This is a genomic window from Janthinobacterium sp. SUN128 (assembly GCF_030587275.1).
GTDB classification, from domain to species: domain Bacteria; phylum Pseudomonadota; class Gammaproteobacteria; order Burkholderiales; family Burkholderiaceae_D; genus Janthinobacterium; species Janthinobacterium lividum.
Genome location: NZ_JAPWHY010000001.1, coordinates 2,832,904 through 2,858,972, shown reverse-complemented (window position 1 = coordinate 2,858,972; position 26,069 = coordinate 2,832,904). Strand labels below are relative to the sequence as shown.

Below are 26,069 nucleotides of genomic sequence, written 5' to 3'. Positions count from 1 at the left end.
GGCCCAACCACGCGCTGGTTGGGAGCGGGTATGTTGGCCATCGCCATGCTGGCCGGTTGTGGCGGCGGTAGCGGTGGTGGTGGCGGCGGAAACGATACCGTATCGCCGCCGCCGGTTAACACGGCGCCAAAAGCCGCTGTCTTCTTTGCCGGTACGGTCAGTACTGGCGCCAGCGGCGCCGATGCTACCGTCACCACAGGCGCTGATGTGGTACTCGATGCGTCTGGTAGCAGCGATGCGGAAGGCGACGTGCTCAGCTATATCTGGAGCCTGGTCGCCAAACCTGCTGGTAGCGCTTATGTGCCAGTTACTCCCACCAGTCCCAAGCTCAGTATCAAGCCCGATGTACTGGGTAGCTATGTATTCAATTTGCGTGTGACGGACAGCAAGGGTGCGTTTTCCGAAAAGAGCGTTACTGTGATTGCCGACAATACCCCACCGAATCCGGTCACTGTGATTCGGGCAACCTTTACAGCGGTGCCGGTGAATCAGCCACTCCTGACCGTGTCGGTCGGTTCTGGCGTGGCGCTTGACGCCTCGGGCAGTACGGATGTTGACGGCGACGTCGTCAGTACGACGTGGCAATTGATAACAAAGCCGGTTGACAGCATGTCCACGCTATATGTCACCGGCCAAGGTTCCGTCTTCTCGCCCGATGTGATGGGCATGTACCAAGTCCGCGCCCACACTACCGATGGCAAGGGCGCATATGCCGACACGGTGTACCAGATCAGTGCCGTCAACAGGGCACCGGTCGGCATCATTCGCGGTACGGTGGCTGTTATCAGCCGCGACACGCAGACGGTGCCGATAGGTCAGCCGGTGGTCACTAGCGGCATCCTGAGCTATGACGAGGGTGGCGCACCCCTGAGCTATGCCTGGGCGGTTGATACCCGTCCGTCCGGTTCTGTTGCCGCTGTAGGCGAAGCGACGGCTGCGATTCCTGCATTCACGCCGGACGTGGTTGGTGCTTACGTGTTGTCGCTGACAGTGAGCAACGGCCGCCAGACGGCGGTAGCGTACCTGAAGATCAATGCGGTCACGTCGACTTCGCGCGTGGTCGCATTGCCTTTCAAGCCGGTTGAGATGCGTTATAGCCAGGCTGTCGACCGTCTGGTCGTGGTCACGGCGGAGCCGTACGCCATCAAAGTCATCAATCCGGTCGATGGTGCGACCACCGGCATTGATCTGCCGACAGCGGTCAATGCCTTCAATCTGAGTCCGGACGGCAAACTGGCTGCTGTGTTGCATGATGGCGTGGTCAGTCTGATTGATCTGGTGTCGGGGAGCCTGTTGAAATCGACTGGCACTGGAGGCATGCAGACGGAAGTATTCGTTACCAACGCCGGCGTAGTATTTCTCTCAGGTCAATCGACTGTTTCATATGCGCGGCCCGCTGTTGCTGTTATCAACGCACGTACGGGACAGTCATTGCCTTCGCTTGAGTTTGCCAATAGTGGTTTCTATGGCGCCCTGCGCGGTGTGTTTGCGGCATCGAAGAACAAGGCCTTTCTCTCGCAGGGTAATTACGCGACGCTCTCGTATTTCACTATTGACCCGCAAACGCACGCCATCCTCACCAATAGCACTGTGTATAGCGACTATTACATTTCGTCACCGTTCTTCCTATCGCCGAAGGAAGATATATTGTTTGCCTCAAACGGTAGCTACTTTAATACTGACACGTTGCAATACATGGGGCGCTTTACCTTTGGCTCAAGCAGTGGCAGCAGCAACAGCATGCAATCGATGAGTTATTCGCCTGCCAGAGCGGAAGTGCTGCTGATGGAAAGCTCGCTTGACTACGCTTATCCAGCCTACGATAAGGTATATCAAACCAATTACAAGAAATATAGCGGCGAACTGCTCTTCCCTGCAGGCAGTGTCAGTCTGCCGGTGATTGGCGGCGAGCAAAGTTATGGCATCGGCATTTTCCATACGGCGGCCGGCGATCCGGTGGCGCTGGTCCAAACGGGCGGATCCCAGAAAAATACGCCGCGCGTCAAGTACCATCTGATCTATCGCTGATAGCCTCTGCCAGGCGGCGCGTCTACCTGGTAATCTGTGCTATTTTTAAAGGCGGCGCGATGGCAAAGACCATCGCGGCCGCCTTTTTTATTGACGACACAGGAGAATTCCCGATGCCAATCATCAAGCGCACACGCCTTGCCACCGCATTGCTGCTGGGAGCCTTCGCGGCCTTGGCCATGCCTGCCCACGCCGAACTGCAAGCCACGGGCGAGCCGCCTGCCGCGAAACAGGGTTGGAAGGCCGAGACCGTCGCGCAGGGCGTGCGCCAGCCGTGGGGTATCGCCTGGCTGGGCGAGGGCCGCGCGCTCGTCACCAGCAAGCAGGGAACATTGCATCTGCTGAATGGAAAGACTTTTAGCGACGTGGCGCTGGAAGGCATGCCCAAGGTGTTTACGGGCGGGCAGGGCGGCTTGCTCGATATCGTCCTGCACCCGCAGGATGCGGGCAAGGCGCAGCAGCGCGTCTACATGACGGTGTCGACCGGCAACAATGACGCCAACCGCACGACCCTGGTGCGCGGCGTGTTCGACGGCAAGAAGGTGACGGGCATCCAGACCCTGTTCAAGGTCGCTACGGACAAGAGCGGCGGCCAGCATTTCGGTTCGCGCCTGCTGTGGCTGCCGGACGGCACTTTACTGATGAGCGTGGCCGATGGCGGCAACCCGCCGCTGCGCATCGGCGACCGCCTGGCGCGCGAGCAGGCACAGAATCTGGCCACGCACCAGGGTTCCATCCTGCGCCTGACGGAAGACGGCAAGCCGGCACCTGGCAACCCGCTGGCCGCCAAGGGTGCCTTGCCGGAAATCTGGTCGTATGGCCATCGCAACGTGCAGGGCCTGGCGCTCGATCCTGTTTCCGGCCGCGTGTGGGCCACGGAGCACGGTCCGTATGGCGGCGATGAGCTGAACCTGGTGGCGGCGGGAGGCAACTACGGCTGGCCCCTGCAAAGCTATGGCGCCGACTACACGACGCATGAACCGGTCGGCAAGCATGAAGTGGCCGGCATGCTCAATCCGAGCGTGGCCTGGGTGCCGTCGCCGGCACCGTCGGGCCTGGCCGTCTACACGGGCGACAAGATTGCCGCCTGGCGCGGCAGCATCTTCAGCGGCGGCCTGGCGGCCAAGGATATCCGCCGCATCGCCGTCGATGCCAGCGGCAAGGTGACGGGGCAGGACCGCCTGGCCATCGGCGCGCGCGTGCGCGACGTGCGCCAGGGGCCGGACGGCTATCTGTATGCGCTGACGGATGAAGACAATGGCCGCTTGCTGCGCATCGTGGCGCAGTAGCACGGCAGGCGCCATCTTCGCTTAAGATGGCGCCTTTACTTCATTCAAGGTGGCGGCATGGCCCGTGATACTTATGCATACCGGCACGTCGCCGTCGAATCGCGCGCCATTGATGGCCGCGTGGAAATCCGCCCCGTGCCGGGCCAGGCTTTTTCGCCCGAGCTGGCCGTGCAGTGCTCGCGCCGCCTCGTCGACCTGCAGCGCTACCCGCTGGGCAGCCGCTTTCTGCTCTTTGCCAAGCTGACGGATCGCCTGGGCGGCACGCCCTTCCTGTATGCGTATCACGGCGATGCGGACGTCGTGATGACGCCGGCCGAAGTGACGAAATTCCTTGGCGAATTCCGCCGCGGCCGCATTTGATTCCTACGATGTGACGCAGGCCGCGCCAGCCTTGGGGTTGGCCTGTGGCTTGCCAAAGATGGCGATCGTCAAGGCGCAGCCGAGGGCGAACAGGCCGCCGACCACCATCGCGCTCGATACGCCCAGCCGGTCGACGGCCATGCCTCCCAGCAAGGCGCCCGACGCCAGCGACACTTGCACGATGGCGACAAACAGCGCGCTGCTGCCTTCCATCAGGTGTGGCGCCGCCTTGAACATCCACGTCTGCACGGCGATCGGCATGGCGCCGAAACCGAAACCCCATACGGCCACCAGCAGCATGGCGGTAAGCGAATGGCTGCCGAACGCGGCCAGGGCCAGGGTGGACAAGCCCAGCACGGCACCCGTCACCATCAGCGCGGCCCGTTCGTAGCGGCCGGCAGCCCAGCCGCCCGCGAGGTTGCCGATGAAGCCGGAAGCGCCATACACGAGCAGCATGGCGCTGACCGTGCCGGCCGCCAGGTGCGAGATTTGCGTGAGGAACGGCGCGATATACGTGTAGGCGGCGAACTGGCCCGTGAAGATCATGGCTGTGGCGATTAGGCCCAGCCTGGCCTTGCGGATGCCGAAAATCATCGGCAACTGGCGCAGGCGGATGGCTTGCGTCGGCGGCAGCTTGGGCAGCAGCAACAGCTGGCCGAGGAAGACCAGCACGGCAATGGCGCTGGCCGCGCCGAAAGCGACCCGCCAGCCCACCAGCTCGCCCACCAGCGCGCCGGCCGGCACGCCCGCCACCGTGCCCAGCGAGACGCCGGCGAAGATGATGGACATGGCGCGCGACGCATGCTGCGGCGCCACCAGGCGCGGGCCGATGGCGCTGCCGATGGCCCAGAAGCCGCCCACGCCCACGCCCAGCATGGCGCGGCCCAGCAGTATCCACGCATACGACGGCGCCAGCGCCACCAGCAGGTTCGACGCCACCAGCAGGGCCGTGAGAGCCAGCAGCACGATGCGGCGGTCCAGGCGGCCCGAGCCGACGGTGACAAAGATGGCGGCAAACGCGGCAACGATGCCGGGCGTGGTGATCATCAGCCCCGCCTGGCCCTTGCTGATGGCCAGTTCGGCCGCCATGGCGGGTAGCAGGCCGACGGGCAGGAATTCGGAGGTGACGAGGGCGAAGGCGCCGATGCCGACCGATAAGACGGCCAGCCATGGCGCCACGGTGGTATCGTCGCCAGTAGCGTTGGAAGGTGTGTGCATAGGGGTTCCTGAAAAGCCGGGAGGTTTTTAACCGGTCGGTATATAATCAGGGAAGGCGGACAGTGTTGTCAATAATTTTTTACCGAACGGTATGAAACAAGATAAAAATGAGGAAGCGGTCAAGGCGAAAACGGGGCGGCCACGCACGTTTGACGCGGATCAGGCGCTCGATTGCGCCATGAAAGTATTCTGGGAAAAGGGTTATGAAGGCAGCTCCCTGCCGGAATTGACGAAAGCCATGGGCATGAACCGGCCCAGCCTGTATGCCGTCTTCGGCAACAAGGAGCAATTGTTCCACAAGGCGCTCGAACGCTACAGCGACACGCGCATGCGGTTCTTCGACGCGGCGCTGGAGCAGCCGACGGCGCGCCAGGTGGTGGAAGCCTTGCTGACGCAATATGTCGACGCGCAAACCATGCCGGACGGTCCGCACGGCTGCATGGGCGTCAATGCGGCGCTTGCCTGCAGCGACGATGCCTTGCCGATCCGCGATGAATTGTTTGCGCGCCGGCTGCGCGGTGAAATCAAGCTGCGCGACCGCTTGCGGCGCGCCAGGGAAGAGGGTGATTTGCCGCCCGATTCCTGCCCGGAGCAGCAGGCGCGTTTTGTCGTGACCCTGTCGCAGGGCATGGCCATCCAGGCGGCGGCCGGCGTATCGCGCGAGCAGTTGCAGCAAATGGTGGGATTGCTGCTGCGCAATTGGCCGCTGTAACTATCCTGTCGGGGCGATGGTCTTGGCCAGGTCGCTGGGCGCCTTGCGCCGCCAGGCGGCCGTCAGGGCGGCGGCCAGCATGTCCAGCTCGGCGTCCGCCAGGCGCACCGTGATGCCGGCCAGGCGTTCTCCCCACCAGAGTTTCTCGCAGCCCGATGGCGTGATGACGGTGGCGATGTGCGCCGCTTCCGCATCGAGCAGCACGTTGATGTGCTCGTCATCGGGCAGGGTGGCAAAGATCTTCCCGCCCACGCGGAACGCCGGACGGTCGTGGTGTTCTTCCTCGGTGGTGTCGGGAAACGACAGTGCCAGATAGCGTAGTTCTTCCAGGTCGACCATTCCTCTTTCCCCCTCATCGGACAGATAGCAGCGTGACTGCATTTTGCCATGCTGTTTCACCCCGTGGTGCAGAGGCATGCGAAAAGAAATGCGCAAGATGCGACACTGACGGACTGGTCTGTGGTGCAGCCGCGACACGTCACGTGCCGCGCATGGTCGCCGCTCCAGAGTGAGGGATGGGTTTTTTCTGCCACTGGATAGGTGCTTGCCATAAAAATATCTTTCATGGTTAAAAGAAAAATACTTTTCTTCCAAGGAATTTGAGCTAGAATAGCTTCATCGTCTTACCTGACCCGTCAATTGTCTGGCCTTGTCCCGGGAACCCGAACCCTTTCCAGGACGCTTGCAGTGCCGCCATGGCACGCCGCAAGTCCGCGCTGTTTCGCGGAAGCCATGCCCCCGACCGCTCATTCCTGCAATCCCTAGCGCTACGCCGACACGCCTCAATGCAGCGTGTATTCAGCTCCAGCGCCCCTTGCTGCGCCCACTGAATACTTACTTACTGGATACCATCATGAAAAACTTGCCTAAAATCGCTTTGTCCCTGATCGCTGTCGGTGTGTTTGCCCACGCGAACGCCAGCACCATCACCCTGTCCACCGGCTATTCGGGCGCCGGCGCGCAAAGCTCCGCCGCCGACTACCAGTCCGTTGTGAATGCCGCCGTGGCCACGCCTGGCGCCGGTTATGGCTCGACGACGATTGCCAGCTATGACAACATCAACAACAGCGGCCTGTTTGGCAGCGGCTCGAACATCGCCTTCAAATCCGTCATCAACTTTGGCGTCGGCGCGGCCGATGCGGGCACCTGGAGCTTCCGCAGCGGCGTCGATTTCGGCAAGGGCGGCGCCCTGTTCCTCGACGGCGTGGCGCTGGATTTCAAGAGCAATGACATGTGGTGGGCAGGCAACTACAACAATGGCAGCCAGTTCCTCAGCGGTTCGAGCACCCTGGCGGCCGGCAACCATACTCTGAGTATCTACGGCCTGGAAGGCTGCTGCGATGGCGGCCAGCAAGCGCAGTTCAAGGCGGGCAACAACAATTTCGTCAGCTTCGGCGCCAATGATGGCTTGATCTCGGCTGTTCCAGAGCCAACCACCTACGCCATGCTGCTGATCGGCCTGGGCTTGCTGGGCTTTACGGCACGCCGCAAGCAGGAATCCAAGTTCTAAGTTTGTATCGCCGACCTCGCCGCGCCTGATGGCGCGAGATAAAAAGCCCGCCGGTCTGTCAGGACACGGCGGGCTTTTTGCATGGCGGCGGCTTAATCGCCGCTGTCTTCGTCTTCGTCGGCACCCTTGGCCGCCTTGCCGCGCTCGGCATCGACGGCGCGCTGCAGGCTGGCCGCATCGCGGAAGAAGGCGTCCGTCGTGTGATCCGGGCTCAGGCGTAAGGCGGGCGGGTAGATCACGGACATGTACGGCTCGTCGGCCAGGCGGCCGCTGCTCTGCAAATTGCTCAGCAGGATCAGGGTCGAGCCAAGGATGGCCAGCACGACGGCAACGAGGCCGAAGCGGCGCGGGTGCTGCGGCTTGATCGTGCACAAATGGTAGTAGATCATGGCGCAGACGATGACGATGAACATGTGCCGTCCGTAGCGCGTCAGCACTTCCAGCGACAGCGCATACGCCGCCATGTTGCTGCCCAGTTCCCACGCCTCCATGGCCAGCAAGCCGCAGCCGATGATGAACAGGTGGCGGCCGAAGCGCGCCACATGGCCGAACAGGCGGTTTGCCACGGCCCAGATCGACGCCCACACGAGGCCGCCGGCCAGCGCGTAGGCGATGATCATCAGGTAGGAAATCGGGTCGAAGGCGTCCGCATCGCTGAGCCAGTTGCTGAAGGCGGCCGAGGCGCCGATCATGGCCAGGCCGGCGACGGCGGGGCGCAAGCCTTCCCAGTCATGCCGGGTGGTGTCGCCCAGTTCGGGCGCCACAGGATGGTCGCTGGCGCGCACGCGCAGGCGCGTGTGGCCCAGGCGCACGATGCTGTTGCCGGTCATGGCCACTTGCAGTTGCCGCTGGCCCCGGTGGATCACGCCATTCTGGCTGCCCAGGTCGCGCAGCAGCAGGCCGCCTGCGCCGTCGTCCTCGACAATGGCGTGCGCGGCTGCCGTATGCGCATCATCGAGGATGAAGTCGTTGTCGTAGCCGCGGCCGATGCGGATCGGCAGGGATGCCATGCGCTGGCGCTGCCGCACTTCGCCATTCTCGGCGAGGATTTCGATGAAGTATGGTGCTTTCATGGCTTGCGCCCGCTTTCCCGCGACAGCGCTTCGAGGAAGGTGCGCGTGACGCGCATGCCGTTGGCGTAGGACACGCCGCGCGCGTCGATGCGGCTTTGCAGGCTCATCAATGGCTCATCGGTGCTGGCGGCCAGCAGGGCAAAGTCGTACAGTCCCGTAAACTTGCGGTAGGCGCGCACGCACAGGACGGCGCGCAAGGGTAAGGTCTTGTTCTTGACGAACTGTTCGGTGCAATGGGGGCCCGTCAGGTGCGCGCTCTTGTAGCTGCCGAAACTTTCATTCTTGAACGAGGCACTGGCCAGCTCGGAAAAGCGCAGCGGCCCTAGTTCGCTGCTGCGCAAAAATTCGTGGCGCATCGACACCTGCCCCGTCTGCAGGGCGCCGGAGATGAAGATGGCCGATTCCATGGCACAGCTGGTATTGTCGAGCATATAGGGTTTGTCGGACTTGACGTTGGAGCGGCCCCAGCAGCGCATCTGGTTGGATTCGCGCACGGGCACGCGGTACGGGCCCATGGCTTTCAGGCTCAAGGGCGTGTCGAGCAGGCGCGCCAGCATGACTTCCTGGTGCGCCAGCAGCTGCGCCGTCACCAGCGGCTTGAAGTCCTTCGGCGGCTTGCCTTGCTGCGCCACCTTGGCCAGCAATTGCTGGGCATAGCGGGCGGGCACGAGAAAACTGACGAGTTCGCCATCGAGGCGTTTCGATACGTTCACGCCGGCCACATCGCCATTTGCCGTCACGCTGGGGCCGCCGCTCATGCCGGAATTGATCGGTCCCGTAAACATCAGCTGGTCGTAGAAGCTGCGCGTGACGACGCCATTATAGGAACCTTCCGAAATGGCGAAGCCCAGGTCCAGCGGATTGCCCATCGAATACAGGTACTGGCCTTGCGTCAGCGGCGCCAGCCCTTCCGGCATCTTGAAGAAGCCCGTGCCATGGCGGTTCACGCGCAATACCGCCAGGTCGTGCAGCACGTCGACGGCCAGCAATTCCACATTGCCCCGCTGGCCGCTCGTGTCGACCCATTCGCCCACATAGGTGTCCGGGTCGAGGGCGAACTGGGAGACCACGTGATAGTTGCTCACCACCAGGTCGCCCGTGCCGATCAAAAAGCCCGAGCCGACGGACGACTGCGTGCGGCCGTTCTTCAGCAGCACGCGCACTTGCAGGATGTCGGCGCGCGCGGCCGTGTACAGCTTTTGTGCGGCCGAGGAGGGCGGCGGCAGGGCCGCATGTTCGGTGGCGGCTGGCGCGGCGGTGGCCGGCGGCGGCTTGATGGGGGGAGTCGAAGCGGTGGGGGCCGCGGCTGGCGCGGCAGGTACAGGCGCTGGGCCCGCGTGGGCGCCTGCGGCAGCGCTCAGGCTGGCCAGCAAGAAGGCGAAGTTAGATAATTTCATGCATCCTTTGTGCGTGAGCAGGAGCGCGGCCGGCGCGGCGCGGTATCGAGCACGCACCGGCCCGGGGCACTACAGGGCGCCGTCTTCCAGCGCCGGTGCCGTTTCCGGCGTCATCATGTGACCGAGCTTGCTTTGCTTGGTATTCAGGTAATGCTGGTTGAAGGCGTTGCGGTTGACCAGCAGCGGCACCCGTTCGGCCACCGTGATGCCCAGCGCTTCCATGGCGGCGATCTTGCGCGGGTTGTTCGTCATCAGGCGCAGGCTGTGGATGCCGAACTGCGCAAACATGGGTTTGCACAAGGTGTAGTTGCGCGCGTCGGCCTTGAAGCCCAGCTGTTCATTCGCCTGCACCGTGTCGGCGCCCGCCTCTTGCAGGCGGTAGGCGCGGATCTTGTTGATCAGGCCGATGCCGCGCCCTTCCTGGCGCAGGTACAGCAAGATGCCGCGGCCTTCCTCGGCGATGCGTTTCAGGGCGCCTTCAAGCTGGGCGCCGCAGTCGCAGCGCTGGGAAAACAGCACGTCGCCCGTCAGGCACTCGGAATGCACGCGCGCCAGCACCGGTTCGCCGTTGCCGATATCGCCCAGCACCATGGCCAGGTGTTCCTTGCCCGTGGCGTGCTCGACAAAGGCGTGCAGGGTGAACTGGGCCCACGGCGTCGGCAGTGCGCAGGAAGTCGTGTAATCCAATTCGCCTGTCGCCAGGATGTCTGCGCCGCTTTGCATGGTTGTGCTCATATAAGTAATTATCAAAAATAAAAGGCGCGCGACACCACTCCGGTGCCGGCGCGCCTTGCCATCATACCAAAAAGCAGGGAAACGTTTCCCCTGGCTGCCATTCGGTCGTCGCAATGTCTGGTGATAAGCCTTACTTAGGGACACTTCCTCCTTTTACAAGGTGAACTGCTGGCTTTGCCTGGCGGATGCCGCCGCCAGGCACGGGACATCAACTGCCGATGCGTCCGCCGTCGTTCTTGGTGATCACGATGGTGGCCGAGCGGGGACGCTTGCCGGCGCCATAGCCGGCGTTGGCCGGCCACTGGCTCGTGTATTTGGACGGATCGCCGATATTCGCCAGCGAGGTGTTTTCGCCCGGGTGCTGGATGTTGATGAACATGGTCTTGCCATCGGGCGTTTCGCTGATGCCCGTGATTTCCGAGCCGACCGGTCCCACTAGGAAGCGCTTGAGCGTGTCGGCAGTGGGTTTCTTGCCGATGAAGGTGTCGACCGCCAGGTTGCCGCCGGCCGCCGTCGCGTAGTTCAGGGTGGACTTGGCGCCATCGCCGACCTTGCCGGGAATGGCCGCCAGCATCATGCAGTTGGTCACATCCGTGTAGGCGCCATCATCGGTCTGGATCCAGCAGATGCCCGTGTACGGGCTGAAGGCCAGGCCGTCCGGGCTCGAGAAATCCTGATCGGCCGTCAGGTTCGACAGGTTGATCTTGCTGGCGTCGGCGCCGCTTTCGGCGCCAAACAGGTAGACATCCCAGGTAAAGCTGGTGGCCGCGGCCGCGCCCGTGCCTTCCTTGAAGCGGATGATATGGCCGTTCGGATTGCCGTTCTGCGCGCTGCTGCCCTTCATGTCCGTGTAGGCGCGCGGGTTGGCGCTGTCCGGCGCCAGCTGCGACGAGCCGCTCGGATTGACGGTGCGGTTCGAGTTGTTGGTCAGCGTGTAATAAATCTCGCCATTGGCAGGATTGACCGAGCACCATTCCGGACGGTCCATCTTCGTCGCGCCCACGGCGTCGGCCGCCAGGCGGGCATTGACCAGCACGTCGGCCAAATCGGCGAACTTGTAGGCGCTGTACGCCTGGATCAGCGCGTTCGACATGGCCAGCTCGATCCACTGGCCCGTGCCGTCGGCGGCCAGCTTGGCCACGTACAGCTTGCCCGAATCGAGGTATTTGTCGCCGGTGGCCATGCGGTCGGCCGGATTGGCGTCCGCGGCGGCCCAGACGGCGGTCGTGACGAACTTGTAGATGTATTCGTTGCGCGAATCGTCGCCCATGTAGACGGCCAGCTGCTGGCCCACGGCCGGCACGCTGAAGGCGGCGCTTTCATGCGCGTAGCGGCCCAGGGCCGTGCGCTTGCGGATAGCCTTGGTCTTGTCGTACGGGTCCATTTCGACGATGTAGCCCATGCCGTTCAATTCATTGCGGTAGTCGTCGCTGCCGTTGCTTGATGCGCCGATCTTGCTCAGGTTCCAGCGCGCGTACTTGTCGTCGCTGCCGCCCGTTTCCCAGCCGTGGCGCGAGGCGCCGCCCTGGCTGCGGCCATAGCGGTTCAGCGAAGCGACGGACTTGTCGCCGCGCGCCGCATTGTCGGTGGCCGAGCGGGTGAAGTAGCCGGCCCAGTTTTCTTCGCCGGAAAGGTAGCTGCCCCATGGCGACTTGCCCGTGCCGCAGTTGTTGATGGTGCCGCGCGTCTTGGTGCCGGTCGGCGAATACTTGGTCACCACGAGGGCGTTGCCGCGCACGGGGCCGGCAATCTCGATGTCCGTCAGCGGCGTGACGCGGCGGTTGAAAGCGGAATCGTTGACGGTGGCCCAGGCGCTGCCCGTCTTCCTGACTTCCACCACGCTCAGGCCGTGGACAGCCACTTCCTTGTCGACTTCGGCGGCGGGACGCGGCAGCGTGGTGGTGCCGCCATTGACGTGCAGGAAGTGCGAGGACAGTTTTTCGTCCGTGGTCGCTTCGTGGTTCATGGCCAGCAAGCCCCGTTCCGCGCCGGACGCCAGCGGCGCGCCAGCGGCGGAGAGGCCGTAGTATTCCATGCCGTCGTGGTGGTCGCCGGCGCGGTTGTCGAAATCGGTATCGCTGCCGTCGTTCTTGTAGGCAGGCGTCGCCGCGCGCAGCGAGTCGCCCAGCGCATACAGGGCGGTGGCCGTGTAGCCGGCCGGCACCGACACGACGTCGGCCAGGCTTTTCGGCACGGCCGTGAAGGCCAGCAGTTTTTCGGGCGTTGGTGTTGGCGTCGGCGTGATGGCGACCGCATCGCTGCCGCCGCAAGCGGACAGGCCCATCGAACCCATGACGGCGGTAGCGGCCGTGACGGCGCTGCCGCGCAGCCAGTTGCGGCGGCTCAGGCGGGCGTTCAGGATGCTGTTGAAGTGGTTGTCGTGGGACGCGTTGCTGTCAATGTCGTTCAGATCGGTGGCGCTGATGGCCAGATCGTTGGGCTTGTTCATGGGCTGCGATGTCCTGTGGTTGCGTGATTTAAAGGCAACCGCATGATAGTTGTCGAATGTGACAGCGCCATGTCAGCTTGATGACAAAACGGTGACAGGCTGCCGGCCGGGCGGGGCGCGTCCATGACGGGCCCGTTCGGTCAGGCAGCCTTGGCCTTATTTGGCCTGGCGAAAACCGCGCTCCACCAGCAACAGCATGCCGCCGAAGATGGACAGGTTCTTCAGGAAATTCGTCAACTGGTCCTGGAAGTGGGCCGCGTCGGCGCTCCAGAAGGCGTGGAAGATCAGCGTGGTGGGGATCAGGAACAGCGCCAGGGCCAGCGCCGCCCAGCGCGCCTGCCAGCCCGTGATCAGCAGCAGGCCGCCGCCCACTTCCAGCACGATCACGCCCACCAGCAAAATATTGGCGATCGGCAAGCCCTGGCTGGCCATGTAGCCGGCCACGCCCGCAAAGCCGCCGATTTTCAGCAGGCCCGAGACAAAGAACAGCACGCCAAGGGCGGCACGGCCGAGGGGCAGCAAGACGTTGGTTTTGTTTTCCATGATTTTTCTCTTTTTCTATATTGATCAATTATTTGGGTAAGTCGAAGACGAGGAATTCCGCGTCTTCCGGCTGCGTGATGATGACGCTGGCTTCCTGCGTCAGTTTCAGCGCATCGCCCGCTTTCAATGGCGTGCCGTTGACCACCAGGCTGCCGCGGATCAGGTGCACATAGGCGAGGCGGCCTTCGTCGAGCGCATGTTCGGCCTGTTCGCCTTCCTGCAGGATGCTGGCGTAGATGGCCGCATTCTGGTGGATCAGCACGGAACCCTGGCGGCCGTCGCTCGAGGCGATCAGGCGCAGCTTGCCCCGTTTGCTTTCCGGCGTGAAGTGTTTCTCTTCATAGCTGGGCGGAATGCCCGTCACGTTCGGCTGGATCCAGATCTGCAGGAAGTGCAAGCCATCCGTTGCCGAGTGGTTGAACTCGCTGTGGCGCACGCCGCTGCCGGCGCTCATGCGCTGCACATCGCCGTAGTGCAGGACGGAGCCCGTGCCCATGCTGTCCTTGTGTTCCAGCGCGCCGTCGAGCACATACGAAATGATTTCCATGTCGCGGTGGCCGTGCGTGCCGAAACCCTGGCCTGGCGTGACCCGGTCTTCATTGATCACCAGCAAGGGGCCAAAGCCCATGTGCAGCGGATCATGGTAGCTGCCGAAGGAAAAGCTGTGGTGGGAATTGAGCCAGCCGTGGTTGGCGGCGCCGCGTTCTTCGCTATGACGAATCTGTAACATGGTGGACTCCGTTTCTATAAGTTAATGTGCGATAATTTCGAAGGGCCGTTGCCTGGCGCTGTGCCGTGGCGTCTTTTCTGCCCCTCGCTGTACGATGAACAAAGTATAGGCCCCTCTGCAGAGAAAGAAAAACGGAAAATCTTGCGACCTATGATCGAAAAAATCGAATGTTAAGACTGAGCCTGGAAGCCCTGCAAATCGTTGACGCCATCGACCGCCGCGGATCGTTCTCGTCGGCCGGCAAGGAGTTGCATAAAGTCCCGTCCACCATTTCCTATACCGTGGCCAAGCTGGAAGACGACCTGGGCGTGCAAGTGTTCCAGCGCAATGGCCCGAAAGTCATGCTGACGGCGGCCGGCCAGGAATTGCTGAAGGAGGGCCGTTATCTGTTGAAGGCGGCGCAGGACCTCGAGCACCGCGTGCGCAGAGTGGCGTCCGGCTGGGAAACGGAATTGTCCATCGGCATCGACTCCATGTTTTCCGCCGTGGCCCTGGCCGACGACGTGCGCGCCTTCTATGACGTGGCGCAGCAGACGCGTTTGCGCCTGTCGCAGGACACCCTGTCGGGTACGTGGGAAGCGCTGCTGGACCGGCGCGCCGACTTGCTGGTGGGCGCGCCCGGCGACGGGCCGGCCGGCGGCGGCTATATCGCGCAGCCGATCGGCATGCTCGACTTCGTCTTTACCGTGGCGCCCACGCATCCTCTGGCGCAGGTGCGGGAACCCTTGTCGCGCGGCCACCTGCAGCAGCACCGGGCCGTAGTGGTGGCCGATTCGGCGCGCCAGATGGCGCCGCGCACGGTGGGGCTGTTGCTGGGGCAAGATGCCTTGAGCGTGCCGAACATGCAGGTCAAGTTCGACTACCAGGTGCTGGGGCTGGGTTTTGGCTTCCTGCCGGGGCCGTGCGCCCGCGCCGCCATCGCGCGCGGCTTGCTGGTGGAAAAGGCCGTGGAAGAACCGAAACCGTCGGAAACGTTTTACCTGGCCTGGCGAGTGGGGGAGGATGGCGCTGCGCTGCGCTGGTGGATGGCGCGCATGCGCGAACCGGATGTGTTTGCCCGCCTGGCGCAGCATCTGCCGGGCCATTCGGCGTAGGCCTTAAAATGTTGACATACGCCAACACTTTTAAGTTACCATATTCACAGTATTTCCCGCCCGACCTCCACGCCCCATAGTGGGATTTTGATGATTACACACACCGCAGCGCCCCTGATATGTTCCCCTGACCTGGCTCTAGAGTGGGGTTGCCATGCTTGAGGCGAAGGTTGCGCTGTGCCTGCGCCTGGCCCAGGATGCCCGTGAACAGGCGGGGCCGCAGCAGGCCGCCACCATGGCGCGGCTGGAGGAAGAACTGGAGCGGCTGCGCGGCGCCAGCCGCCCCGTGGTGCGCGTGGCGCCGGCCGACGCCTTGCTGGAAATCGATCCCGATGGCTTTTTGATCGGCTGGAACCATGGGGCCGAACAGATGTTCGGCTATTCCGAACTGGAAGCGCTGGGCCAGCACATCCTGTTTTTGTATCCGGAAGACGACGCGGAAGCGAGCGTGCTGGAGCTGCATTTCACCCAGGGCGACGTGGCCACCGATGTGCGCCGGCGCAAGAAGTCGGGCATGGTGACGTGGTTGCGCATGCACCGCCACGTGATCCACGACCAGGCCGGCAAGGCGTGCGGCATGGCCGTGCGCCTGTCGGCCATGAGCGAGCCCCTGTCCGACGTGGACAAGGTCAGGTTGCACGCGCGCATCATCGAAGACAGCGAGCAAGCCGTGCTGATCACGGATGCGGAAGAGCGCATCGTCTCGATCAACAGTTCCTTCAGCCGCATCACCGGCTATTCGCCGGCAGAAGCCATCGGCCGCACGCCGGACTTGCTGCGTTCTGGCGTGCACGACCCCGATTTCCGCGCCAAGGTGCGCGCCGCCATGCGGGGACACGGCTCCTGGCGCGGCGAAATCATCGGCAAGCGCAAGAATGGCGAACTGTTCCCGCAAGACGTCACCATCAGCGTCGTGCGCGATGAATTTGGCGAGATCAGCCACGTGTTTTCCCTGTTTTCCGATATCTCGGTGCACAAGGATGCCGAAGCGCGCATGCAGCGCATGGCCAACTACGACAGCCTGACGGGCTTGCCCAACCGCTGCCTGCTGAACCAATTGGTCGACCAGGGCCTGGCCGAAGCGAAACGCCAGGGTACGCATGGCGCGCTGATGGTCATCGACATCAGCCGCATCGGTTCCATCAGCGACACGCTGGGCCATGAAGTGGGCGACCAGCTGGTGATCGCCATCGGCCAGCTGTTCCGTGGCGCCCTGCGCGACGCGGACATCCTGGCGCGGGTCGACAACAGCAAGTTCGTCGTGGCCCTGCTGCATATCGAAAAGCGCGAACACGCGGCGAATGTGGCGCAAAAGCTGCTCAATTTGCTCGAAGCGCCGATCAATATCGATACGCACGCCCTGCACGTGGGCGCCAGCATCGGCATCACCGTGTATCCGGAAGACGGCCTGGAAGCGCCGGCCCTGTTCCGCTTTGCCGACGTGGCCGTGTCCAAGGCAAGCCAGACCATCGAATCGACCTTCCTGTTTTACCGCGAAGACATGAACCGCAGGGCCAAGGAACATTTGCGACTGGAAAGCGAAATGCGTTTGGCCTTGGGCGACAAGGAACTGGAATTGCACTACCAGCCGAAAGTGAGCCTGGCCAGCGGGCGCATCGTCGGCGCGGAAGCCTTGCTGCGCTGGAAGCATCCGATGCGCGGCATGGTCTCGCCCGGCGTCTTCATCCCCGTCGCCGAGGAAACCAGTTTGATCCTGGAGCTGGGCACCTGGGTGCTGGACGAGGCGTGCCGCCAGATCCGCAACTGGGAAGACCGGGGCCTGCACATGCCGGCCATCGCCGTCAACCTGTCGGCGCGCCAGTTCGATGAACAATTGCCTGCGCGCATAGCGGCCGTGCTGGAACGCTATGGCGTGCGGCCCGACCAGATCATGCTGGAAATCACGGAAAGCCTGCTGATGCGCGGCGCCGACAAGGTGATCGACATCATGAACCAGCTGGTGGCCATGGGCCTGGCGCTGGCGCTGGACGACTTCGGCACCGGCTATTCCAGCCTGGCCTACCTGAAGAAATTCCCCATCAGTACCTTGAAAATCGACCGCTCCTTCGTCATCGGCTTGCCCTTCGAGGAAAACGATTGCGCCATCGCCCGCGCCATCGTCACCATGGCGCAGCAGTTGCGCCAGGAAATCGTCGCCGAAGGGGTGGAAACGGCCGAACAGATGCGCTTCCTGCGCGAACTCGGTTGCGACCAGTTGCAAGGCTATCTGTTCAGCCCGGCCGTGCCGGCGGCCGAGTTCGAGCTGATGTTCGATGAAGGCCGGCAGTTGCGGCTGGAAGAGCTTGCCTGAGCCAGCGGCTGTCAGACCTTGAGTCGTCCACGGAAACCCCGGCTCGCATAATACGATTCGGCGCCATTGTGGTAGACGAAGACCTGTTCATAGCGGCGGTCGCAAAACAGGGCGCCGCCCAGCGCCCGGATGCTGTCGGGCGTCGCGATCCAGCTCGAGGTTTTGCGGTCGAACGGTTCCAGTTCCTGCAACTGGCGGTATTGCGCCTGCGTCAGCAATGCGATACCCATCGCTTGCGCCATGGCAACCGCGTTGCCGGCCGGCTTGTTGGCCTTGCGCGCGGCCAGGGCCGCGGCATCGAAACACAGGCTGCGCCGGCCGATGGGACTTTCTGCGGAACAATCGCAAAACGTGACGGCGCCCGTGTCGCCGGCATGCCCGATGACGTCCGGTTCGCCGCCCGTGTCTTCCATTTGCTGCAAGGCGGCCAGGCTGGCGGGAGCGGCATTCAACCGCGCCAGCACGCTGTCCCACGTCAAGTCCGGATGGCGGTGCATGTGCTGGCTGAAGCGGGTTTGCAAGGTGTGGATCAAGTCATCGTGCATGACGCGGCTCCCTGAAGTTTCAACGATATCAACGATAGGGCCGATTATAGGACGCGCTGCTTGTCGGCGGCGCTCACCCCAGTTTTACTTTTTCCAGCAGATAATCGAGCATCACGCGCACCCTGGCCGGTACTTGCAAGCCCGGCCCCACAAAGACGGCGTGCACGAGTTCCTTGTCGCCCGGATTGTAGTCCTGCAGCACGGGTATCAAATCGCCTTGCTCGATATCGCGCAGCACGTGCTGGCGCGAAAAGCGTCCCAGTCCCATGCCTGCCAGCACCAGCTGGCGCATGCTTTCGCCATCGCTGACGCAGGTATTGCCCTGCGGCGCCACCTGCACGGTGTGGCCCGCCTCATCGAGAAAGGGCCAGGTTTCGTTCTGGCAGCGGAAATTGAAGGCCAGCAGATTGTGCGTGGATAAGTCTTGCGGCGTGCGCGGCAGGCCGTGGCGCGCCACATACGCGGGCGAGGCGACGACTATCATCGCGTCTTCACCCAGCTTGCGCGCCACCAGGTTCGATTCCTTCAGCTTGCCCGTGCGGATGGCGATGTCCGTGCGGTCTTCCAGCAAGTCGACGATGGCATCGCTGACCACCACGTCAAGCACGATGTCGGGATAGCGCTGCGCGAATTCGGGCAGGATGGGCAGCAGATGGCGCACGCCGAACGGCACGAAGCAGTTGATGCGCAAGCGCCCGCGCGGCGCGGCGCCCTGGGCCGCTTCGCGCTCGGCGCCATCGATATCGTCGAGGATGCGCTTGCACTGCACGAAGAAGGCGTCGCCTTCGGGCGTCGTGTGCAGCTGGCGCGTGCTGCGCTGGAGCAAACGGGCGCCGAGCCGGGCTTCCAGGCGACTGACGAGTTTGCTGACGGCCGACGGCGTCAAGGCCAGGCGGCGCGCAGCGGCGGAAAAGGCGCCCGTTTCCACCACGGCCACAAACACGGCCATCTCGAACGCGCGGTTGATGTCTTGCCTGGCCATTATTGAATCCATTTCACAGGTGTTTCCATTATTGGAGTCTATATCAAAAGCGTTTCCATCGATACACTGGCTGGCTTGAACTCTGCCGGAGAAATACCATGACCACCGCAAGCCCTGTTTCCACTTCAGCCAGCAAGATGCCGCCCGGCGTGCTGGCGCTGGCCGTCGGCGCCTTTGCCATCGGCGTCACCGAATTCATCGTCGTCGGCATCCTGCCGACCATTGCCAAGGATTTGCATATTTCCATCGAGTCGGCCGGCTCGCTGGTCAGCCTGTATGCGCTGGCGCTGGCCATCGGCACGCCGCTGCTGGTGCTGCTGATGTCGCGCCTGCCGCGCAAGGCGGCCTTGCTGGGATTGATGAGCGTGTTCCTTGCCGGTAACCTGCTGGCCGCCTTTTCGCATACGTTTGAACTGTTGCTGCTGGGAAGGGTCATCACGGCCGTGGCGCACGGCACCTACTTTGCCATCGGCGCCACCGTGGCCGCCAGCCTGGTGGACAAGGCGCAGGCGGGCAGGGCGATTTCCGTGATGTTTGCGGGCCTGACGTTGGCCATGGTGATCGGCGTGCCGTTCGGCAGCTTCCTCGGCAATTTGATGGGCTGGCGCTTGCCCTTTTTTGCCGTCGCCGTGCTGGCTGCGCTGGGTCTGGCGGCAATGGCGCGCTGGCTGCCGGCCGGCTTACAGCAGGGCAAGGGCGGCAAGGCCATGACGCAGCTGGCGGCCCTCGGCAGCGGCCCCATCCTGACCATGATGGCCGTGACGACGTTCGGCTTTGGCAGCAGCTTTGCCGCGTTCACGTTCATTACGCCCATCCTGACGGATGTGACGGGGTTTTCCGCCACCATGGCCAGCGCCTTGCTGATCGTGTTCGGTGTCGCCACCTTTGCCGGCAACCTGGCGGGCGGCTACCTGACCAGCCACCTGGGCTGGCAAAAGGCCTTGCGTGCGATGCTGCTGTTGCTGGCCGTCACGCAAGCGGGCGTTGCCTTGAGCATCAGCTCGCCATGGATGATGACGGCGATGCTGTTCGTCTGGGGCGTGTTCGCCTTTGGCCTGTCGCCCGCCTTGCAGGCCGGCATGCTGGCCACGGCCGAGCGCTATACGCCGCAAGCCGTCGATTTCGCTTCGGGCCTGAACATTTCCGCGTTCAACCTGGGCATTTCCTTCGGCTCCATGCTGGGGGCGCTGATGGTCTCGCGCCAGTTGATGGCCTCGTCGCCGTGGGCCGGCGTGGCTGCCGCATTGCTCGCCTTGCTGCCGCTGGCGTGGCTGGCGCGCAAGAACCTGGCCGCCCATGTGGCGGGTGCTGCCGCGCACTGAGGTTCAGGTATGCACGGCGGCGGCCGGCGCCCGTTTCTGGCGCTGCGCCATGTAAGAGCTGCCCATCGATGCCGCCATGATCATGGCGATGGCCAGCCATTGCGGGGCACCGAGGCGCTCGTCGAGCAGGATGTACGCCAGCATGGCTGCCACGGCCGGTTCCATGCTGCTCATGATGCCGAACGCTTGCGGCGTCAGCCGCTTCAGGGCCACCATTTCCAGCGAGATCGGGATGGCGCTGGAAATGAGGGCCACGCCCAGCCCCACGGCCAGCACGACAGGCGAGAGCAGGGCGGCGCCGCTGTGCATCACGCCGACGGGCACGACCACCAGGGCAGCCATGGCCAGGCCCAGCGACACGGAGTGGCCCGCATGTAAATGGCTGGCGCGCTTGCCGAAGACGATATACGAGGCCCAGCAGACGGCGGCGCCCAGGGCGAACAGCACGCCGGTAGGATCGAGGTTGCTGACGTCGTGGCCGAGCGGCAGCAGCAGCGCCAGTCCCGCCACGGCTAGGGCCACCCAGACGAAGTCGATGGGGCGGCGCGAGGCGAGCAGGGCCACGGCCAGCGGGCCGGAAAACTCGATCGCCACGGCGATGCCGAACGGAATCGTGCGCAAGGCCATGTAGAAGCACAGGTTCGTCAAGCCCAGCGCCGCGCCGTACAGGGCCACGGTGCGCAGGTCGGCGCGGCTCAGCTGCCAGCGCCACGGGCGCCAGAACAGCAACAGCAGCAAGGCGGAAAAGCCCACGCGCACGGCCGTCGTGCCCTGTGCGCCCACCAGCGGGAACAGGCTGTGCTTGGCCCATGACGTGCCCAGTCCCAGGCAGGTGACTGAGCCGAGGATGGCCAGCAGGGGAATCAACGAGGAATAGCGGCGTAATGGCATGGTGATAAAAGGCTTGATATCGGAATAGCGAAAGTTTATTGTGTCTGCTCCGATATTTGCACTGCATTTTGACCTTCATGACGCAACTTTCGCTCACGCCTTCTCTTGCCCTCGATGCCTTCGACCTGGCGATCCTCGACATCTTGCAGCGCGATAACACGACCTCGCAGCGCGAAATCGCCCAGGCCGTGCACCTGTCCGCACCTGCCGTGCAGCGGCGCATCCGCCGCCTGCGCGAGAGCGGCGTGATCCGTCATGAAGTGGCAGTGCTCGACGCGAGCCGCCTGGGCCGCCCCCTGATCCTGACGGTGGAAGTGCATTTGCACGACGAGCACCCGCAGCGCACGGCCGGCATGCGCGCGCGCATCATGGCCGAGCCTGCCATACAGCAGTGCTACGGGATCACCGGCGAGGCCGATTACCTGCTGATCATAAGCGCCAGCAGCATGGCCGAATACGAAGCGCTGACGGAACGCCTGTTCGGCGGCGACGACAATATCCGGCGCTACCGCACCTCGGTGGCCTTGACCTGTCTCAAGATGGGCTTGTACGTGCCGCTGGGATAGAGAAAAGGCCAGGCAGATGAAGCTATCCAAAAGCAAGCAAGCCGCCGTGACGGCAGCCATGCCCGCCAGCCTGTCCGCTGCCGTGGCTGCTTATCAATGGGCGCGCGACAGCGGCGGCGAGTCGGACGCTGCCGTCTACCGCCTGCATGGCAGGGACGGTGTGCCGGACCTTTACATGAAGCACGGCAGGGGTTGTGCCGCCGCCGACATCGCCGATGAACTGGCGCGCCTGCGCTGGCTGGCGCAATACCTGCCCGTGCCTGCCGTGGTCGAGTTCGCCCGCGTGGCAGACCCGGAGCAGGCATGGCTGCTGATGACGGCCATCCCAGGCACAACGGCGTCAGCGTTGCTGGAAGCGAACCCTGCGCTGGGCTTCGCCGTGGTCGACGCGCTGGCGGCCTTCCTGCGCCGCCTGCACGCGCTGCCCGTGAGCGACTGCCCGTTTGACGCCGGCCATGCTGTCCGGCTGCCCCAGGCGCGCCAGCGCATCGATGCGGGCCTGGTCGATGCGGGCGATTTCGATGCCGGGCGGGCAGGCTGGACAACGGAGCAAGTGTGGCTGGCGCTGCAGGAGTGTCTACCCCTCGCACCCGACCTCGTCGTCACGCATGGCGATTTCTCGCTGGACAATATCCTCCTGCACGAAGGCGCCGTCGTCGGCTGCATCGATGTGGGGCGGGCAGGCGTCGCCGACCGCTATCAGGACCTGGCCATCGCCTGGCGTGGTCTCGGTGAGTTGGACACCTCGCTACAGCAAAGGTTGTTGCGGCAATATGGGATCCTTGATGCCGATCAAGGCAAGCTGCAATATCACTTGCTGCTCGACGAGCTGTTTTGAATGCGATCCGCGGGTAGCCGCCGCCTGCGTTCCGGGATAATCAGCAGGATGAATGTGGGAGCTGAATGATGGGTGAGCAAGAAAATTCGCGTCTGCTTGAGCCTGGCCTTCTTGCTGCCTGGCTGGCTGCACGTTCGATTGCCCGTGGCTTGGCGTTGCCCGTGCCGGATCACGGCGGCTGGCGCGTCGATACGGGCTTGCCCGGTGAAATCCGGCGCCATGTTTTTTCGGGACCTGTGCCAGGCATCAGCGCGCTGGCAGCCTCGATTGACCATCCGCATATTTTCATCAAGATGTGTGGCTCTGGAGAACAATTGCTCCGCCTCTTGCCGGATCGATGGCAATTGCTACCCGGAGGGTTCTTCATGACGCATGAAGGCAGTCTGCAGGCGCCAGCTCTGCCGGCCGGGTACCTGCTTGACGTCACGACGTCGCAGGCCATCACGACGGCGCGCATTCTGACCGGCGATGGCGCTGTTGTCGCCAGTGGCCATGCCGTGGAATATGCGGGCGTCTTTGTGTTTGACCGCATCGTCACCGAAGCCGGCCACCGGCGTCGGGGGCTGGGGCGGGCACTGATGGCCGCGCTGGCGGCCAGGCAAAGGTCGGGCGGTGCGCGCCGGGTGCTGGTGGCAACGGAAGATGGGTCGAAATTGTATGCGAGCCTGGGCTGGCATACTCAGTCGCCGTATTCGACGGCAACCATCATGTAAGGCCAGGATATTGCACTTGCGTACGTGGATGCTGACAGGCCATGGCACAGCTCACGGTTCGTCGCGTTCGGCATCGCGTTCCCGGCAGCTCAGTGACGCGTAATGGCCTTTCGGCATCCGGGTCTTGATGGCAACTTCGTTCAGTGCATGGCGGATATCGACAGGGTCGGTCAAGGTGCAGCGCTGGGCGCGGGCGAACGCTTGCAGCTTCTGCGTGTTGCCGCGCACCTTCACCGTCATGCCGGCGCCGGGGCTGACACAGCAGCCGATGTATTGCGTGATGTATTCTTCCTCGATGAGCACCAGTTCATGCCCCATGAAGCTGGCGGGCTTTTTCAGCAGGTAGTAATCGGTGTAGTCGGCGCGCTGGTCGGGGTGCTTGCCGATGTAGCCTTCGCGCATGTAGGCCCGGATGGCCTTGCCCGAGGTGCCGACTCTTTCCGTGGTGCCCTTTTTCAGCTGCAGCGCATGGAGCAAGCCGCTTTCAAGGCCTGGATCGGCTGCGGCGTGGGCGCTGGCGCAGCTGGCAGCCAGCAGAAACGAGCCGATCAGGCGGCGGGTGCGGCGCCATTCAAGCATGGGATGGATTGCTGGCATACATTTCACGTGAAGAAGAGAAGAGGCGCAGTGTAGCGCACGCCACGCAGTGCGCATGGCACAATGCGTGATCCGCACGCCACGTGCCACTCACCCCAGGACTTTCATGACCCGCGCCATCCTTGACGAAGCCCAGATCCATCCCGCCGCCCGCCCCTTGATCGGCAGCAAACACAAGGACATCGTGCGCGAGGTGCAGGCGGCCATCGCCGCGCACCAGGTGGTGGTGGTCGGCATGGCGCTCAATCCGTTTCCGCGCAAGGCGCGCAAGATCCTCGACGTGCTGGGCACGCCCTACCAGTACCTGCAATACGGCAGCTATTTGAACCAGTGGCACCGCCGCAATGCCCTCAAGATGTGGACGGGCTGGCCCACGTTTCCCATGGTCTTTGTCAACGGTGTGCTCATCGGTGGCGCCAGCGAGCTGCAAAAGCTGGTGGAAAATGGCGAGTTCAGCGCCATGCTGGCAAAGAAGGTGCGCCAGTTTTAAGGTCTGCCTTATTCCCCAGGCCGCCACGGCGATTTGCGCGTGCGCAAGGGGTCGAGCAAGCCGCGCAAATCGTTGTGGTCGAGCTCGTACATCAGCGCAATCAAGCTGCCCAATTCGCCCGAGGGGAAGCCCTCGCGCGCGAACCAGCCCAGGTAGTGTCCCGGCAAGTCGGCCAGCAAGCGCCCCTGATATTTCCCATATGGCATTTCGCGCGTGACCAGCAGCGCCAGTTTTTCTGAATTCATGGTGGTGATCCCGTGTGGATGCGGCCAGTGTAGCAGACCGCTCTATTGTTGATTTGTGCGCAACTATCTTCTGCCTGATGAGGTATTTTTCGAAACAAAGAAAACCCCGATACTGCATGCCAACATCATTTATCGGAGTTTGCCATGCCCATTGCCTTGCTCGCGCTGACCCTCAGCGCATTTGCCATCGGAACCACCGAGTTTGTCATCGTCGGGCTGTTGCCCACCATCGCCGCGGACCTGGGCGTCAACCTGCCATCGGCCGGCTTGCTGGTCAGCCTGTATGCGCTGGGCGTCGCCGTCGGCGCGCCCGTGCTGACGGCCCTGACGGGCAAGATCCCGCGCAAGACCTTGCTGCTGTCCCTTATGGTCTTGTTCACCCTGGGTAACTTGCTGGCGTGGAAATCGCCCGGCTACGAAACCCTCGTCATCGCCCGCATCCTGACGGGGCTGGCGCATGGCGTGTTCTTTTCCATCGGCTCGACCATCGCCACGTCCCTGGTACCGAAGGACAAGGCGGCCAGCGCGATTGCCATCATGTTTACGGGCCTGACCGTGGCCCTGGTGACGGGCGTGCCGCTGGGCACCTTCATCGGCCAGCATTTCGGCTGGCGCGAAACCTTCCTCGCCGTCTCGGCCCTGGGCCTCGTGGCGTTCATCGGCAGCCTGCTGTACGTGCCATCGAATATCGCCCACAGCAAACCGGCGTCCTTGCTGCAGCAAGTGCAGGTATTGGGCCAGCCGCGCCTGCTGTTGGTGTATGCCATGACGGCCGTCGGTTATGGCGGCTCCTTCATCGCCTTTACCTACTTGGCGCCGATTTTGCAGCAAGTATCGGGTTTCAGCGCGGGCGCCGTGGGCGTGGTGATGCTCGTGTATGGCGTGTCCGTGGCGTTCGGCAATATCTGGGGCGGCAAGCTGGCCGACAGGACAGGCCCTGTCAGTGCCCTGAAACTGATCTTTTTACTGCTGGCGGCCGTCTTGCTGCTGTTGACCTTCACGGCGCCGCATCCCGTGCTCGTCGTCATCACCGTGCTGCTATGGGGCGCCGTGGCCTTCGGTAATGTGGCTGGCCTGCAAGTGTATGTCGTGCAGCAAGCCGAGCACTTCACGCCCCGCGCCGTCGACGTGGCTTCGGGCCTGAATATCGCCGCCTTCAACCTGGGCATCGCCGGCGGCGCCTGGGGCGGCGGCTTGATCGTCGAACACCTGGGTCTCGTGCACACGGGCTGGATCGGTGCCCTCGTCGTGCTGGGCGCGTTCGGCTTGACGGCCTTGAGCGGCCGGATGGATCGGCGCTATCCCATCCCCGTGCGTGCTGGCGGTGAAAAGTCGATCCATGCGGTGGGGCATTAAATTTCTGGCGGCCCGGCCTGTACAGTAAGTTTCTGGCAGAAAACATCAAAACGGGCGAGAATAGGGCTTACCTTC

General features: G+C 63.4%; 26 protein-coding genes. 13 read left to right on the top strand and 13 right to left on the bottom strand.

Annotated features, from left to right (window positions below; translation table 11 throughout):
* The first annotated feature begins 30 nt into the window (after positions 1–30).
* The 3 genes from O3297_RS12905 (at position 31) to O3297_RS12895 (ending at position 3,677) form a co-directional block, all read left to right on the top strand.
* Entirely contained in the window at positions 31–2,028 is a 1,998-nt protein-coding gene (locus O3297_RS12905) for a hypothetical protein (RefSeq protein WP_176384990.1), read from the top strand.
* A 113-nt stretch (positions 2,029–2,141) separates the two neighbouring features.
* Positions 2,142–3,317 carry a PQQ-dependent sugar dehydrogenase gene (locus tag O3297_RS12900; protein WP_305048882.1) on the top strand — a complete coding sequence of 392 codons (1,176 nt, stop codon included), beginning with the start codon at positions 2,142–2,144 and terminating at the stop codon, positions 3,315–3,317.
* Positions 3,318–3,374: 57 nt separating this feature from the next.
* Complete coding sequence (locus O3297_RS12895; protein ID WP_070282169.1) at positions 3,375–3,677, top strand: hypothetical protein; 303 nt, start codon at positions 3,375–3,377, stop codon at positions 3,675–3,677.
* 3 nt (positions 3,678–3,680) lie between these two features.
* Here O3297_RS12895 and O3297_RS12890 read toward each other — a convergent pair whose 3' ends face one another.
* Positions 3,681–4,895, bottom strand: a complete 1,215-nt coding sequence (locus O3297_RS12890; RefSeq protein ID WP_305048881.1) for an MFS transporter — start codon at positions 4,893–4,895, stop codon at positions 3,681–3,683.
* A 91-nt stretch (positions 4,896–4,986) separates the two neighbouring features.
* Here O3297_RS12890 and O3297_RS12885 point away from each other — a divergent pair, with 91 nt between their 5' ends.
* On the top strand, positions 4,987–5,607 hold the full coding sequence (locus O3297_RS12885) for a TetR/AcrR family transcriptional regulator (RefSeq protein ID WP_034779484.1): 621 nt from the start codon (positions 4,987–4,989) through the stop codon (positions 5,605–5,607).
* On the opposite strand, the gene O3297_RS12880 is transcribed toward O3297_RS12885, so the two are convergent.
* Positions 5,608–5,946: an MmcQ/YjbR family DNA-binding protein gene (locus O3297_RS12880; RefSeq protein ID WP_034779482.1), complete on the bottom strand. Its 339-nt coding sequence runs from the start codon at positions 5,944–5,946 to the stop codon at positions 5,608–5,610.
* A 514-nt stretch (positions 5,947–6,460) separates the two neighbouring features.
* Here O3297_RS12880 and O3297_RS12875 point away from each other — a divergent pair.
* Positions 6,461–7,117: a CCXG family PEP-CTERM protein gene (locus O3297_RS12875; RefSeq protein ID WP_305048880.1), complete on the top strand. Its 657-nt coding sequence runs from the start codon at positions 6,461–6,463 to the stop codon at positions 7,115–7,117.
* 92 nt (positions 7,118–7,209) lie between these two features.
* Here the strand turns inward: O3297_RS12875 and O3297_RS12870 are convergent, their stop codons facing one another.
* The 6 genes from O3297_RS12870 to O3297_RS12845 all read right to left on the bottom strand — a co-directional run bounded on the left by O3297_RS12870 (position 7,210) and on the right by O3297_RS12845 (position 14,044).
* A complete protein-coding gene (locus tag O3297_RS12870; RefSeq protein WP_070255585.1) occupies positions 7,210–8,190 on the bottom strand; it encodes an FHA domain-containing protein in 981 nt (326 codons plus the stop codon).
* Positions 8,187–9,587: a serine protease gene (locus tag O3297_RS12865; protein WP_305048879.1), complete on the bottom strand. Its 1,401-nt coding sequence runs from the start codon at positions 9,585–9,587 to the stop codon at positions 8,187–8,189. The genes O3297_RS12870 and O3297_RS12865 overlap by 4 nt, the downstream gene beginning before the upstream one ends.
* 69 nt (positions 9,588–9,656) lie before the next feature.
* A complete protein-coding gene (gene ribA / locus O3297_RS12860; protein ID WP_034749940.1) occupies positions 9,657–10,310 on the bottom strand; it encodes a GTP cyclohydrolase II in 654 nt (217 codons plus the stop codon).
* 220 nt (positions 10,311–10,530) lie between these two features.
* On the bottom strand, positions 10,531–12,771 hold the full coding sequence (locus O3297_RS12855) for a PhoX family phosphatase (RefSeq protein ID WP_034779476.1): 2,241 nt from the start codon (positions 12,769–12,771) through the stop codon (positions 10,531–10,533).
* A 156-nt stretch (positions 12,772–12,927) separates the two neighbouring features.
* Positions 12,928–13,314, bottom strand: a complete 387-nt coding sequence (locus O3297_RS12850) for a DoxX family protein (protein WP_034779474.1) — start codon at positions 13,312–13,314, stop codon at positions 12,928–12,930.
* Positions 13,315–13,342: 28 nt separating this feature from the next.
* A complete protein-coding gene (locus O3297_RS12845; RefSeq protein ID WP_034779472.1) occupies positions 13,343–14,044 on the bottom strand; it encodes a pirin family protein in 702 nt (233 codons plus the stop codon).
* 167 nt (positions 14,045–14,211) lie between these two features.
* On the opposite strand from O3297_RS12845, the gene O3297_RS12840 reads away from it, so the two are divergent.
* Together O3297_RS12840 and O3297_RS12835 are read left to right on the top strand one after the other, a co-directional pair.
* Entirely contained in the window at positions 14,212–15,138 is a 927-nt protein-coding gene (locus O3297_RS12840; protein WP_034749931.1) for a LysR family transcriptional regulator, read from the top strand.
* A 154-nt stretch (positions 15,139–15,292) separates the two neighbouring features.
* Complete coding sequence (locus O3297_RS12835; RefSeq protein ID WP_099388371.1) at positions 15,293–17,449, top strand: bifunctional diguanylate cyclase/phosphodiesterase; 2,157 nt, start codon at positions 15,293–15,295, stop codon at positions 17,447–17,449.
* Positions 17,450–17,460: 11 nt separating this feature from the next.
* Here O3297_RS12835 and O3297_RS12830 read toward each other — a convergent pair whose 3' ends face one another.
* Complete coding sequence (locus tag O3297_RS12830) at positions 17,461–17,994, bottom strand: DUF4256 domain-containing protein (protein WP_092606096.1); 534 nt, start codon at positions 17,992–17,994, stop codon at positions 17,461–17,463.
* A 73-nt stretch (positions 17,995–18,067) separates the two neighbouring features.
* Entirely contained in the window at positions 18,068–18,976 is a 909-nt protein-coding gene (locus O3297_RS12825) for a LysR family transcriptional regulator (protein ID WP_305048878.1), read from the bottom strand.
* Between the two features lie 98 nt (positions 18,977–19,074).
* On the opposite strand from O3297_RS12825, the gene O3297_RS12820 reads away from it, so the two are divergent.
* The gene (locus O3297_RS12820; protein ID WP_176376161.1) at positions 19,075–20,298 is read left to right on the top strand and encodes an MFS transporter; all 1,224 of its coding nucleotides are present in this window, start codon (positions 19,075–19,077) and stop codon (positions 20,296–20,298) included.
* Between the two features lie 3 nt (positions 20,299–20,301).
* Here the strand turns inward: O3297_RS12820 and O3297_RS12815 are convergent, their stop codons facing one another.
* Complete coding sequence (locus tag O3297_RS12815) at positions 20,302–21,189, bottom strand: DMT family transporter (protein ID WP_034779458.1); 888 nt, start codon at positions 21,187–21,189, stop codon at positions 20,302–20,304.
* A 77-nt stretch (positions 21,190–21,266) separates the two neighbouring features.
* Between O3297_RS12815 and O3297_RS12810 the strand changes: the two genes are divergently transcribed.
* The 3 genes from O3297_RS12810 to O3297_RS12800 all read left to right on the top strand — a co-directional run bounded on the left by O3297_RS12810 (position 21,267) and on the right by O3297_RS12800 (position 23,306).
* Positions 21,267–21,755: an Lrp/AsnC family transcriptional regulator gene (locus tag O3297_RS12810; protein ID WP_305048877.1), complete on the top strand. Its 489-nt coding sequence runs from the start codon at positions 21,267–21,269 to the stop codon at positions 21,753–21,755.
* Between the two features lie 16 nt (positions 21,756–21,771).
* Positions 21,772–22,593 (top strand): APH(3')-I family aminoglycoside O-phosphotransferase, encoded by an 822-nt coding sequence (locus tag O3297_RS12805; protein ID WP_305048876.1) that lies wholly within the window; start codon positions 21,772–21,774, stop codon positions 22,591–22,593.
* A 65-nt stretch (positions 22,594–22,658) separates the two neighbouring features.
* Positions 22,659–23,306 carry a GNAT family N-acetyltransferase gene (locus O3297_RS12800; RefSeq protein ID WP_305048875.1) on the top strand — a complete coding sequence of 216 codons (648 nt, stop codon included), beginning with the start codon at positions 22,659–22,661 and terminating at the stop codon, positions 23,304–23,306.
* Between the two features lie 51 nt (positions 23,307–23,357).
* Here the strand turns inward: O3297_RS12800 and O3297_RS12795 are convergent, their stop codons facing one another.
* Positions 23,358–23,885 carry a hypothetical protein gene (locus O3297_RS12795; protein ID WP_305048874.1) on the bottom strand — a complete coding sequence of 176 codons (528 nt, stop codon included), beginning with the start codon at positions 23,883–23,885 and terminating at the stop codon, positions 23,358–23,360.
* 124 nt (positions 23,886–24,009) lie between these two features.
* On the opposite strand from O3297_RS12795, the gene O3297_RS12790 reads away from it, so the two are divergent.
* The gene (locus O3297_RS12790; protein WP_070282182.1) at positions 24,010–24,393 is read left to right on the top strand and encodes a glutaredoxin domain-containing protein; all 384 of its coding nucleotides are present in this window, start codon (positions 24,010–24,012) and stop codon (positions 24,391–24,393) included.
* A gap of 8 nt (positions 24,394–24,401) precedes the next feature.
* Here the strand turns inward: O3297_RS12790 and O3297_RS12785 are convergent, their stop codons facing one another.
* Entirely contained in the window at positions 24,402–24,638 is a 237-nt protein-coding gene (locus O3297_RS12785) for a DUF3820 family protein (protein WP_071076391.1), read from the bottom strand.
* A 144-nt stretch (positions 24,639–24,782) separates the two neighbouring features.
* Here O3297_RS12785 and O3297_RS12780 point away from each other — a divergent pair, with 144 nt between their 5' ends.
* Positions 24,783–25,994: an MFS transporter gene (locus O3297_RS12780; RefSeq protein WP_305048873.1), complete on the top strand. Its 1,212-nt coding sequence runs from the start codon at positions 24,783–24,785 to the stop codon at positions 25,992–25,994.
* Positions 25,995–26,069 lie beyond the last annotated feature (75 nt).